This is a genomic window from Lysinibacillus sp. CD3-6, from assembly GCF_006351725.2.
Lineage (GTDB): Bacteria > Bacillota > Bacilli > Bacillales_A > Planococcaceae > Lysinibacillus.
In genome coordinates this window covers 3317377-3330125 of record NZ_CP085880.1, presented here as the reverse complement: position 1 = coordinate 3330125, position 12749 = coordinate 3317377, and the positions used below count along the sequence as shown (strand labels likewise).

Here is a 12749-nt window from a genome sequence, read left to right as displayed (position 1 = left end):
AATGCAAAATGGCAAAAAGAACACATGCTAGTAACGAGCTTTCTGAAACGTTACAAGGCGAACACGTTGTATTAAAAGGTTGGGTGCAACGTCGTCGCGATTTAGGTGGATTAATCTTTATCGACCTACGTGACCGCACAGGTATTACACAAGTTGTATTTAGTCCAGATGTAGCAGAAGCACATGCTTTAGCTGATAAAGTACGTAGCGAATACGTAATTGAAATAGAAGGAAAAGTAATTCTTCGTTCTGAAGATCAAATCAATCCAAATGTGCCAAACGGCAAAATTGAAGTGGAAGCGACAAGCTTAATTGTTATTAATACAGCAAAGACACCTCCATTCCAAATTGAGGATCGTACAGACGTTTCAGAAGATTTACGATTAAAATATCGTTACCTAGATTTACGTCGTCCTGCAATGTTCGATACATTCAAAATGCGTTCAGATGTAACTCGTACAATTCGTAACTTCTTACAAAATGAAGGCTTCCTAGAAGTAGAAACGCCTATTTTAACAAAATCAACGCCAGAAGGTGCTCGTGACTATTTAGTACCATCTCGTGTACATGAAGGCGAATTTTATGCTTTACCACAATCTCCTCAGCTATTTAAACAATTATTAATGGTAGCTGGATTTGAAAAGTACTTCCAAATTGCGCGTTGTTTCCGTGACGAAGACTTACGTGCTGACCGTCAACCTGAATTCACACAAGTTGACATCGAAACAAGCTTCTTAACACAAGAAGAAATTTTAGAAATGAACGAACGTTTAATTCAAGCTGTAATGAAAGATGTCAAAGGCATCGACATTCCTGCACCGTTCCAACGCATGAAATATCAAGAAGCGATGGATCGTTATGGCTCAGATAAACCAGATGTTCGCTTTGGCTTAGAGTTAGTAGCGTTAAATGATGTGTTTGATGGTTGTGATTTCAAAGTGTTTGCTGATACAGTAGCGCAAGGCAAGCAAGTGAAAAGTATCAACATTAAAGGTGCGGCTGATAAATATTCTCGAAAAGATATGGATGAGCTTACAAAATTCGTTGGTATCTACGGAGCAAAAGGTCTTGCTTGGTTAAAAGTAACAGAAGAAGGATTAAATGGACCAATCGCAAAATTCTTCGATGAAGCGTTAGCTGCTGCATTAATAGAGCGTATGGGCGCTGAAGTTGGCGATATATTAGTATTCGTAGCTGACAAAGCGGATGTAGTTGCAGCATCTCTAGGAGCACTTCGTACAAAATTAGGTCAAGATTTAGGCTTAATTGATGAATCACAATTCGCATTCTTATGGATTACGGACTGGCCTTTATTTGAGTACTCTGAAGAAGATGGCCGCTATTATGCAGCGCACCATCCTTTCACACGTCCATTTGACGAAGATATCGAATTAATGGATACAAACCCTGCTGCAGTTCGTGCACAAGCTTACGATATCGTATTAAACGGTTATGAGCTTGGCGGTGGTTCATTACGTATTTATGAGCGTGATTTACAAGAAAAAATGTTTAAACTTCTTGGTTTCTCAGATGAGGAAGCAAAAGCACAATTCGGTTTCTTATTAGAAGCGTTTGAATACGGCGTACCTCCACACGCAGGTCTTGCCTTTGGTCTTGACCGTTTCGTAATGTTACTTGCTGGTCGTACTAATTTACGTGATACAATTGCATTCCCGAAAACAGCAAGTGCAAGCTGCTTATTGACAGATGCTCCAAGTGAAGTGTCTCCAGATCAATTAAGCGAATTAAGTCTAGCGATTAAAACATTTAAAAGATAAAAGCATTACCAAATACCTGGATTTCCTAGCAAAAAATGTTGGGAATCTAGGTATTTTTTGCGTTTTTTGAAAGAATCTGTTTTTTTATTATAAATCGTTTGAATTATCAGAAATATGGTGTTATTATAACAGTAATACGAATCCTGATGTGTTTGTCTAACTGCTAACTCTATTTAACAGTTTTGACCGAACACTATATCGTCGGGAGCCATCTATTTTTGTAGTGGCAAACAAGCCCCATTTTCGAGAGGGACGTTTAAAGCTATAAAGCGGGCACCCACCTGCAAATTGCGGGTTCAAAACGAATGTTTCATTGGCATTACGGCACAATCGGGATTCGTCCATACATAGAATACTAGATACTAATGTGACGTTGTTTAACGTTTTTAGCAAAAAAGTGATAGATTGATTAATGTCAATCTATCACTTTTTGTTATTTGTCCTACTTTTTCACGATAAAAAGGCAGATGGGCGTTATTTACTAAATTAAATGAAAAATAAGAAAAATTGTAAAATTTACTTTTTATTTTTGGATTAGCATACTATAATTGGTATAGACAACTATACCAAAACTTGTAGCTTGTCTTTACGTTTCAAGTAAGCTTCGAAAAAAACTTAGACAGCGGAGGTGTGAAATTGAGCAATACATTATTAATTTCCAATGTAACGATCGTCAACCATAACGAAATACCGTTCACAGGTGACGTATTGATTGACAATGGCAAGATAATTAAAGTAGGTAAAGAATTATTTGATAAGGCAGAGCAATATATTGAAGGCAAGGGGAAAGACTGGTTGTTGTTTCCTGGTTACATTGATATGCATATTCATGGTTCGGCAGGCAATGATGCAATGGATGCATCACAACAAGCGCTTCATGATATGGCTGCGTCATTAGTTAAAGAAGGTGTCACAGGCTACCTTGCAACGACAATGACACAAGCACCAGAAGCTATTGAAAATGCATTAAAGACAATCGCACAATTTGAAAATGGTAATAATGAGGCCAATTTATTAGGTGTACACGTAGAAGGACCTTATGTATCGAAAAAGCGTGCTGGAGCACAGCCAATCGACTATATGATATTGCCATCTATCGAACAATTTGCACACTGGCAAGCATTAAGTAACAACCGCATTAAACAAATAACGATTGCACCTGAGCTTGAAGGTGGCTTTCCGTTTATTAAAGAGCTTTACAAGCAAGGGGTCATTGTTTCAATTGGTCATTCAGATGCAACACTTGAAGAGGTAGAGCAAGCAGTAGCATTCGGCGTCAGACAGGCAACGCATTTATACAATCAAATGCGACCATTCCATCATCGAGACCCAGGTGTTGTAGGCGGAGTGCTTGTTGAAGATGCAGTGAAAGTAGAGATTATTGCAGACTTTGTGCATTGCCATCCTATGTCTGTAAAACTTGCGTACCGAGTAAAAGGGGCAGAAGGAATTATTTTAATTACAGATGCAATGCGCGCTAAAGGATTACAATATGGGGATTATGATTTAGGTGGTCAAACAGTCCATGTCACAGAAAGCGGAGCACATTTATCTAATGGAGCATTAGCTGGAAGTGTATTGACGATGGAACAAGCAGTGAAAAATATGAAAGCGGTCACAAATTGTTCGTTGTCAGAGCTTGTAGCAATGTCTTCAGCAAATGCTGCGAAACAATTACAATTGCGCTCAAAAGGACGTATTGCAGAAGGCTTTGATGCAGATGTCATTTTATTGGATCAACATTTAAATGTTGAAAAAACTATTTGTCAGGGAAATATTGTATTTGAGAAAACGATAGTAAAAATGCGATAGGATGGTGCAAGTCTTGTTAGATAAAAATTCTCATATACCAATCTATATACAAATAGAAGAAGTATTAAAGCAACGGATTTATTTAGAGGAATACAAAATTGGTGAAAATATTCCATCTGAACGCGAGCTGTCCGTTCAATTTGATGTGAGTAGAATGACTGTTCGTCAATCGATTACCAATTTAGTGAATAGTGGATTGCTTTATCGTGAAAAAGGTAGAGGGACTTATGTTGCCAATCCAAAGTTGGAACAGCCATTAATGGGCTTAACAAGTTTTACAGAGGATATGCGTGCAAGAGGTATGGAACCAAGTAGTAAAGTATTACGTTTCGAAAAAATTGTACCACCATTAGATATTGCAGGAGATTTAATGTTAGAACGTGGGGAGGAAGTATTTTTCGTAACGAGGATACGGAGTGCCAATTCTAAACCGATGGCGATTGAAAGAACCTATATTCCAGTGAAAGTATATCCTGAATTAGATGAAAAGAAAATTATGGGTTCCTTGTATGCGCTTATAGAAGCAAAATTCCATCAGAAAATTGGCAATGCTATACAGCAAATGGAAGCGGCCATTGTAGCAAAAGAAGATAGTAAATATTTGCAAATCAATAGTACTGCACCAGTGTTAATTATTAAACGAACAAGTTATTTAGGGGATGGTGTGCCATTCGAACTTGTGCGAAGTACTTATCGTGCTGATCGATACAAATTCATAAGTGAAATTAAAAGGTGATATGATGCGTGCTTATTTTCATGAACTACAAAGGCTTTTAGATGTTGTGCTAGCGCAAGAAAATACGCTGTTAGCAGAGGCTGCACAAATGATTGTTTCTCGTCTTCAAAGCGGTGGAATTGTCCAACTGTTTGGGTGTGGACACTCACATCTTTTAGCACAAGATGCTTTTTATCGTGCGGGAGGGCTTGTACCTGTACGTCCAATTACGATCGAGCCATTGACTTTACATGCAGGGGCTTTAACATCATCAAAAAATGAAAAGGACCCATCGATTATCGTGCGTCATAAAGATGAATTTCAATTTCAGGAAAATGATGTTTGCATCGTCATTTCGACGTCTGGTCGAAATAATGCCCCGATAGAAGCGGCAATGCTTGCAAAGCAGTCAGGCGTCCTCGTAATGTCTATGCAATCACTTGAATATTGTGAACAACCAACACGTCATATTAGTGGAAAACGTTTAGAGGATGTTGTCGATGTTGTCATCAACACACATATTCCTATAGGGGATGGGCTCTTGCACCATCAACAGATACAGTATGCACCTGCATCAACAGTAATTGGTTCTGCAGTTCTTCAAGCGTTATTCAGTCAAGTCATTGAGTTATTGGCTGAATGTCAGGAAGTACTGCCTGTTTTTGAAAGCAATAATGTTGAATCGAATAAGCATCATAATGAAATAATGATTGCGAACTATCAATCGCGCATTAATTTTGAGTGAAATTTGGAGGGATAACCATGGAAAAAACATTTAAGATTACAACACCAGAAGGTTTACATGCTCGACCAACAGCGCTATTAGTAAGTGCGGTCACACCATTTGAGAGTGAAGTTCAGTTAACCTACAATGATAAGTCTGTCAATTTAAAGTCCATTATGGGGGTCATGGCGCAAGGAATTGTAACGGGGAGTACTATTGCAATTTCTGCACAAGGAGCAGATGCCCAACAGCTAATGCAAACAGTTACTGATGTGATTGTTACAAAAGGAATTGGTGAAGAATGCTAGAGATTCAGGGTATTGCCGTATCGGAAGGCATTGCCTTTGCAACTGCCTTTTGTTTAGTGGAACCAGATTTATCATTTGAGAAGTACACGATTACAGATATACAGCCAGAACTAGAGCGCTTTAAATCAGCACTTGCCCATACGAAAATGGAATTACAAGAAATTTTAACACTCGCTCAGAATAAATTTGGCGAAGACAAGGCGGCAATATTTGCTGCGCATTTATTATTGCTAGAGGACCCTGAAATGTTAGCAGCCATTGAAGAGAAAATTAAAACAGGCAGTAATGCGGAGTATGCCTTACACGAAGTTTCCAATATGTTCATCGGACTGTTTGAAGGAATGGACAATGTTTATATGCAAGAGCGAGCAGCGGATATTCGCGATGTAACGAAGCGCTTATTAGCCCATTTATTAGATGTTGAATTAGTTGACATGAGTCGTTTATCAGCAGATGTCATCATCGTAGCAGAAGATTTAACACCATCGATGACGGCACAGCTAGATACTAACTATGTCAAAGGATTTATAACAGATATTGGTGGGAAAACCTCTCATTCTGCTATTCTTGCACGCTCACTAGATATTCCAGCAATCGTTGGCACTAAAACGGCTACACAAGTAATTCAACATGGCGCGCCAATTATTATGGATGGCACGAATGGCACTATCATTATTAATGCAACACAAGAAGTGTCTGCATTTTACGAGCAACAGCAACAAACGCTTAGTCAGCAACGACACGAGCTCCTTCAATATCGCACAATGTCGAGCGTAAGTGCGGACGGACATAATGTAGAGCTTGCGGGCAATATCGGCAAGCCCGAAGATGTGGAAAAGGTCATGCAGGCGGCGGGGGATGGAATCGGTTTATTTCGAACAGAGTTTTTATATATGGGACGGCAGGAGCTCCCAAGTGAAGAGGAACAGTTTCAAGCGTACCGTACCGTCCTTGAAAAAATGCAGGAAAAGCCAACGATTGTACGCACATTGGATATTGGCGGGGATAAGCATCTTCCATATTTAAAGCTACCGTCAGAGATGAATCCTTTTTTAGGCTATAGAGCGATTCGTATTTGCCTAGACCAACAAGCAATGTTCCGTACACAATTGCGTGCATTGCTAAGAGCAAGTGTTTTTGGCAACTTGAAAATAATGTTTCCAATGATCGCAACGTTAGATGAATGGAGAATGGCAAAGCAACTGTTGTTTGAGGAAAAAGCCCAATTGCAAGCAGACGGAGTGGCAATTGCGGAAACAATAGAAGTCGGTATAATGGTAGAGATTCCAGCAGCGGCGATGATTGCAGACTTATTTGCAAAAGAAGTAGATTTTTTCTCGATTGGTACAAACGATTTAATTCAATATACTTTGGCAACGGATCGGATGAATGAAAATGTCTCTTATTTATATCAGCCATATCACCCAGCAGTATTAAGACTTATAAAAAATGTGATTGATGCAGCACATAAACAGGGGAAATGGGTTGGTATGTGCGGTGAAATGGCAGCAGATGAAATAGCAATACCGATTTTACTTGCTTTAGGTTTAGATGAATTTTCCATGAACCCTTCTTCTATTCTTAAAACGAGAGCACATATTGCAAAGCTTTCAAAGAAGCAGTTAATGCAACATATTGAGCAACTGTTAATGCTATCGACAGCCTCTGAGGTTGAAGTATATGTAAAAGAACATCTAGGTATGTAAGTTCTTATTTTTGAATATTGTGAAAAATAAGGAGGGCGTCATGGATATTAAAAACGTTCCAGCGAAAGATTACCAACAAATTCATCGTTTAAGGGATTATTGCTTTCCAAATAAATATAGCGGTGCTAGGCGCGATGATTTTCATTATTGGATTGAGCATAGTACAACTTTAGGAGCTTATGATGGCGATAACGTTGTTGGGCAACTGCTAATCCTTCCGCTCAATATGACGATACATGGTGAAAACTATGAAATGGGTGGTATTGGATTTGTAGCTACATATCCTGAGTACCGTCAGCAAGGTATTATAAAAAAGCTAATGACGGCTTCACTAAAGGAAATGCAACAACGTGGGCAAACAATTTCCGTCCTTGCACCTTTTTCCGTTTCTTTTTACCGTTATTTTGGCTGGGAATTATTTTTTGACAAACTACATTATGCAATACCTCATTCACACTTTCCTCATTTCGGGAAACAGTTAGATGATGTAAAACGTATGAGCTTTGAATGGCCGAATAGTGATCTGTTTGAGGCAATTCAGCAATTTCATAATGTCCAAGCAAGCATTACAAATGGGGCGATGCTACGTGATGCAGCTTGGTGGAAGCGCATTGAAAGAAGGTCACCTGAAAGTCATTTTGCTGTGTGTTTTCAAGAACAAAAAATAACGGGCTATATCCGCTATACCATTCAAGATGGTATCTTTACAACCCATGACTATATTGTGAAGGATTATCTAGCACAACAAGCACTATGGCGCTTTATTACATCACATGCGGCAAGTATCCACACAATCGAAGGAATTACGGCAAATGATAGTCATTTCGGTTTTAATTTCGATAATCCACAATTTCCTAAAAAGATTATACAAGATATCATGGTAAGAATCGTGGATGCTTTTGCTTTTATGCAACGCTACCGTTGGAAGGATATAAAGCAAACTTTGTACGTTCGTCTAGAGGATCACTTTTGTCCGTGGAATGAACAAATTTTCATGATAAATAAAGATGGAGATGTCTCAATAATTGAGGAAAATTCCATGTTTAAAAAGCATATGCTAACATTACCAATCAACTTATTTTCTGCGATGATGGTCGGCTATCTTAGTGTGAAGGATGCAGTGACGATTGCGAATAAAGTACTAGATGATGAAGAAATACGTCATTGGCAACAGGCAATTCCGACGGAGCGACCTGAATTTTACGAATATTTTTAACTTACTGCAAAAATAGGTAGAAAATGAAAATTTTTTTGAAGTTTTTTCTGGACTATACCAGTTAAGGGAAGCCATTTATTAGCAAGTATCGAAGCAATAGCCCAATTATGTATTAGCTTTTAAAAGGTATAAAATTACTAAAAAAGTATATTGTGGTATATACCAATTGGTGCTATTCTCAATATAAGAAAGCGATTTCATTAGAGTCGTCAATTCGTTAAAAGGGACTAAATTAAAAAAAGACAATGAGGGAGTGCTGACGATGAAAAATATTATGTTAGTTTGTGTTGCAGGTATGAGCACGAGTTTACTAGTTTCAAAGATGCAGAAGGCTGCACAAGAACAAAATATTGAGGCGGATATTTTTGCTATAGCTGAAAGTGAGGTAGATAAAATTTTAGCAAACAAGAAGGCAGATGTACTGTTACTTGGCCCACAAGTTCGTTACTTGAAATCAACATTTGAAGCAAAATTCAAAGAATTGAATTTTCCAATTGATGTAATCAATATGGCTGATTACGGCATGATGAACGGTGAAAATGTCTTAAAGCAGGCATTGAAACTGATTGGGTGAGGAGGCAAGTTAATGGAAGAAACAGCAATGATGCAGTCCATAATGGGGTTGATTGTTCATAGTGGTAATACGAAAAGTGAATGCATGGAAGCACTTCAGTTAGCGAAAAAGGGGCAGATTGGTGAAGCAAAGGAAAAAATAAAGCTGGCAAATGAAGCACTAGTTGAAGCTCATCATTCACAAACAGCATTGTTAACGCAGGAAGCAAGGGGAGAAAAAGTAGAGGTATCGATGCTATTAATTCATGCACAGGATCATCTAATGAATGCCATCACGTTTCGTGATTTAGCGCAAGAAATGATTGAACTGTATGAACAAATCAAAGGGGAGTAACATCAATTATTTGATGTCACAATAAAAAGCAAAGGGAGTGTGTAGAATGTTCCGATTTTTAGAAGAAAAATTTGTGCCGGTAGCTGCTAGGATTGGGAGTCAGCGTCATTTAGTTGCCATTCGTGACGGTTTTATTACAATCATGCCATTGACAATTGTAGGCTCGTTAGCTGTATTAATTAATAACTTACCAATTGACTTTTATCAAAATGCACTGGACTCCATTTGGAAGCATGAAACATGGACGCAATGGGGCGGCAATATTTGGAGTGCAACATTCAATATTCTGTCACTGTTACTCGCTGTTTCCATTGCCTATAACTTAGCCAAAAGTTATAACAAGGATGGCCTTTCCGCTGCCGTCATTAGTCTTTCCAGTTATTTGACATTTGGTACATTTGGTGAAGGTGGTTTAACAGGTTTAACAACTGGAACGGGTGGGATATTTATCGCCATTATCGTATCGTTGTTATCTACTGAAGTATTTTGTAGATTATCAGGTAATAGTAAGCTACTGATAAAAATGCCTGAAGGGGTACCACCAGCAGTTTCGAAATCATTTGCAGCATTGCTGCCAGCTATTATTACAATTGGTGTGTTTGCATTAGTTCGTACAATTATTTCTGCAGGCTTTGATATGCCAGATATTGTTGGTTCATTCTATTCAGCCATTCAAGAGCCGTTTATGGGCTTAACAAATACGTGGGTTGCTGCCATAATTTTAGCTTTTATTCCAGCATTCTTATGGACGCTAGGCGTTCATGGTGCGAATATTATCGATCCATTTATGCAAACGATTAATTCAGCCGCGATTGATGCAAACGTAGCAGCAATTTCTGCTGGCAAAGTGGCACCATATATCGTGAATAAGCCATTCTTTGATGCATTCGTTAATATGGGTGGGTCAGGTACGACAATTGCACTTATTATTGCGATATTCATTATTGCAAGGAAAAATAAGCAATACAATACCGTTGGAAAATTGTCCGCAGCACCAGGGCTATTTAATATTAATGAGCCGTTATTATTTGGTCTACCAATCGTCTTAAATCCAATTTTATTTATTCCGTTTATTTTAACACCAATGGTTAACGTAACAATTGCATTCTTTGTAACAAAATGGGGTTGGGTTCCTGCAGCAACTGTTGTAGCGCCATGGACGACACCGCCAGTAATAAACGGGTTTTTAGTGACACAATCTTGGACTGGAGCTGTTTTAAGTTTAGCGTTAATCGTTATTTCTGTTTGTATCTACCTTCCATTCATTGCAATGGCTAATCGTATAGCTAAACAACAGGAAAGAAAGGCTGAGCAAGCACAAGAACAACAGCCTGAAATAACTCCAGAGATTCCAAAAGTAGAAGTGTAATAGCATAGCATTGGAGGTATTGTCATTTGAGGAGATTAGGAATTTCACTCTATCCACAGCACAGCACGCTAGAAGAAATGCAACAGTATGTTCAGCTAGCACACGATAATGGTTTTGACCGTATTTTCACATGTTTGCTATCTTTAAATAATGAAGAAGAAAAGCTTAAGTTACAGCAAATCAATTACTTTGCAAAACAACTGGGCTTTGAGATTTCTGCGGATATTGCACCAGCTGTTTTTGAAGATTTAGGCTTAACGTATAAAGATATTGCCTATTTTAAAGAACACTACCATCTGGCGGCATTGCGTTTAGATATGGGATTTTCAGGTCAAGAGGAAGCGTTAATGTCTTTCGATGATAGTCAGTTGAAAATTGAGCTAAATATTAGTAATGGAACGAAATATGTGGATAATATATTATCCTACCAACCGAACCATAACAATATTATAGGCTGTCATAATTTTTATCCAAGACGATTTACGGGTCTTTCAAGACAGCATTTTCTGGCAACATCTAAAAATTTTAAAGCCAACCATATACGGACAGCGGCGATGATTTCCTCGCAGCATGCACTGTACGGACCTTGGGAAAAAACAGAGCACGGCCTACCAACACTTGAAGAGCATCGCGATTTACCGATTACAGTGCAAGCGAAGGATTTATGGCATACAGGTTTAATCGATGATTGTATTATTGGTAATATGTATGCCTCAGAGGAGGAGCTTAAAGCATTAGGGCAATTAAATCGACATAAGTTGGAGCTGAAAGTTGTCCCATCCTCAGAAACGACGGTTTTAGAAGAAGCCATTTTATTTAAAGAACCTCATTTTAATCGTGGCGATGTATCAGATTACGTTATTCGTAGTACACAATCGCGCGTAAAATATAAAAATGGGGATTTCCCAGCCCACGATACGCATGTTTTGCAGTTAGGTGATGTTACCATCGATAATAATTTAGATGTGCGCTATAAAGGGGAGCTACAAGTAGTATTAAAGGAAATGCCGAATGCTGGTTCTACAAATGTAGTGGCCAAGGTAGTGGAAGAAGAGCGTTTTTTACTAGCACAAATTCAACCATGGGCATCATTCGGTTTTACAAAATAATTGAACTAAGAGGAGGATTAAGCCGACGATTGTATGTGCTTAATCCTTTTTTTATAGAAAGGGGCAAATAGGATGTATGTGCTAGCGATAGATGGTGGAGGTACAAAAACATGTGCAGTTATTTGTGACGAACATGGCACTATTTATGGTAAGGTGATGACATCACGTAGTAACCCTACTGCAATGGAAGCACATGATTTTGAAGCAACGATTCATGGATTGTTACAGAAATTGCAGGAGCAAACGCCACAAAGCTTTACGGCAATACATAGTTGCTTTGCAGGAATGGCTGGGGTGAAGGAACGGCAAGCTGAAGATATAGTAGAACGTATTATTCGTCAATATGTTGATAAGAAGACGCACATTGTTATCGAAAATGACGCATTAATCGCGCTATATGCTGGCACGATGGGACAAGAAGGGATTGTCCAAATTGCAGGTACGGGTGCGATAACGATGGGATTTAATTATCAACATTCGGTCAATCGTGTCGGTGGCTGGGGGTACTTATTTGATGATGAGGGAAGTGGCTATGATTTAGGAATTCAGGCGCTAAAGGCTATTTTTCAGAGCTATGATCAGCGGGCACAGCCAACAGCGTTAACAGATGTCGTGCTACAACATTTCGCGGTTGATTGTGTGCCGCAATTAATCGCCCATATTTATGGGGAACAGCATCCTAGAACAGTGATCGCACCACTAGGCAAATATGTATTTCAAGTTGCGGATAAAGGGGATAGTATAGCTCAAGCCATTTTAAAAGAAGCATGTGTCAAATACTATAAAGCGATAAAAACATGTTATGGAAGCATGCTATGGGGGCGAGAAGATGTTTCTGTAGTATTAGCGGGTAGTGTGTTTTCAAATAATCCAACTATTGTTTCACACCTGGAACAATTAGCGTTAGCAGATCAGTTGCCAATGCAGTTTATATTACCTGTTTTAGAGCCTATTGGTGGGGCGGTTGTTGGAGCCTTTAAACAAGCGAACATCCAACTAGATATGTCATTTGTTGAATCGTTTCAAGCAAGCTTTAAGCTATGGGATAATGACGAATAAGTAAATAAAAGGCATCTATGCGAAATTTTTTAGTACATCAATAGCG

The 12749-nt window shown here is 38.7% G+C and carries 12 protein-coding genes and 1 other RNA gene; all 13 read left to right on the top strand.

Translation table 11 applies throughout. The features are described 5' to 3' along the window. The first annotated feature begins 8 nt into the window (after positions 1 to 8). The 13 genes from aspS to FH508_RS16505 all read left to right on the top strand — a co-directional run bounded on the left by aspS (position 9) and on the right by FH508_RS16505 (position 12703). The gene (gene aspS / locus FH508_RS16565) at positions 9 to 1778 is read left to right on the top strand and encodes an aspartate--tRNA ligase (RefSeq protein ID WP_172772174.1); all 1770 of its coding nucleotides are present in this window, start codon (positions 9 to 11) and stop codon (positions 1776 to 1778) included. A gap of 137 nt (positions 1779 to 1915) precedes the next feature. Further along, a non-coding RNA gene (gene ssrS / locus FH508_RS16560) (6S RNA) lies at positions 1916 to 2119 on the top strand. 295 nt (positions 2120 to 2414) lie between these two features. Next, positions 2415 to 3590: an N-acetylglucosamine-6-phosphate deacetylase gene (gene nagA, locus FH508_RS16555; protein WP_172772173.1), complete on the top strand. Its 1176-nt coding sequence runs from the start codon at positions 2415 to 2417 to the stop codon at positions 3588 to 3590. A 13-nt stretch (positions 3591 to 3603) separates the two neighbouring features. Next, positions 3604 to 4326: a GntR family transcriptional regulator gene (locus tag FH508_RS16550; protein ID WP_172772172.1), complete on the top strand. Its 723-nt coding sequence runs from the start codon at positions 3604 to 3606 to the stop codon at positions 4324 to 4326. A 1-nt stretch (position 4327) separates the two neighbouring features. Continuing rightward, the gene (locus FH508_RS16545; RefSeq protein ID WP_228134124.1) at positions 4328 to 5050 is read left to right on the top strand and encodes a sugar isomerase domain-containing protein; all 723 of its coding nucleotides are present in this window, start codon (positions 4328 to 4330) and stop codon (positions 5048 to 5050) included. A 17-nt stretch (positions 5051 to 5067) separates the two neighbouring features. After that, positions 5068 to 5337 carry an HPr family phosphocarrier protein gene (locus FH508_RS16540; RefSeq protein ID WP_172772171.1) on the top strand — a complete coding sequence of 90 codons (270 nt, stop codon included), beginning with the start codon at positions 5068 to 5070 and terminating at the stop codon, positions 5335 to 5337. After that, positions 5331 to 7043: a phosphoenolpyruvate--protein phosphotransferase gene (gene ptsP / locus FH508_RS16535; RefSeq protein WP_172772170.1), complete on the top strand. Its 1713-nt coding sequence runs from the start codon at positions 5331 to 5333 to the stop codon at positions 7041 to 7043. The genes FH508_RS16540 and ptsP overlap by 7 nt, the downstream gene beginning before the upstream one ends. Before the next feature lie 40 nt (positions 7044 to 7083). After that, positions 7084 to 8259: a GNAT family N-acetyltransferase gene (gene eis, locus FH508_RS16530; RefSeq protein ID WP_172772169.1), complete on the top strand. Its 1176-nt coding sequence runs from the start codon at positions 7084 to 7086 to the stop codon at positions 8257 to 8259. Positions 8260 to 8521: 262 nt separating this feature from the next. Then, positions 8522 to 8833, top strand: a complete 312-nt coding sequence (locus FH508_RS16525; RefSeq protein ID WP_172772168.1) for a PTS sugar transporter subunit IIB — start codon at positions 8522 to 8524, stop codon at positions 8831 to 8833. Between the two features lie 12 nt (positions 8834 to 8845). Beyond that, on the top strand, positions 8846 to 9166 hold the full coding sequence (locus FH508_RS16520; RefSeq protein ID WP_172772167.1) for a PTS sugar transporter subunit IIA: 321 nt from the start codon (positions 8846 to 8848) through the stop codon (positions 9164 to 9166). 46 nt (positions 9167 to 9212) lie between these two features. Next, positions 9213 to 10535: a PTS sugar transporter subunit IIC gene (locus FH508_RS16515; RefSeq protein ID WP_172772166.1), complete on the top strand. Its 1323-nt coding sequence runs from the start codon at positions 9213 to 9215 to the stop codon at positions 10533 to 10535. 26 nt (positions 10536 to 10561) lie between these two features. Next, the gene (locus FH508_RS16510; protein WP_172772165.1) at positions 10562 to 11644 is read left to right on the top strand and encodes a DUF871 domain-containing protein; all 1083 of its coding nucleotides are present in this window, start codon (positions 10562 to 10564) and stop codon (positions 11642 to 11644) included. Positions 11645 to 11716: 72 nt separating this feature from the next. Beyond that, a complete protein-coding gene (locus tag FH508_RS16505) occupies positions 11717 to 12703 on the top strand; it encodes an N-acetylglucosamine kinase (RefSeq protein ID WP_172772164.1) in 987 nt (328 codons plus the stop codon). Positions 12704 to 12749: the final 46 nt, after the last annotated feature.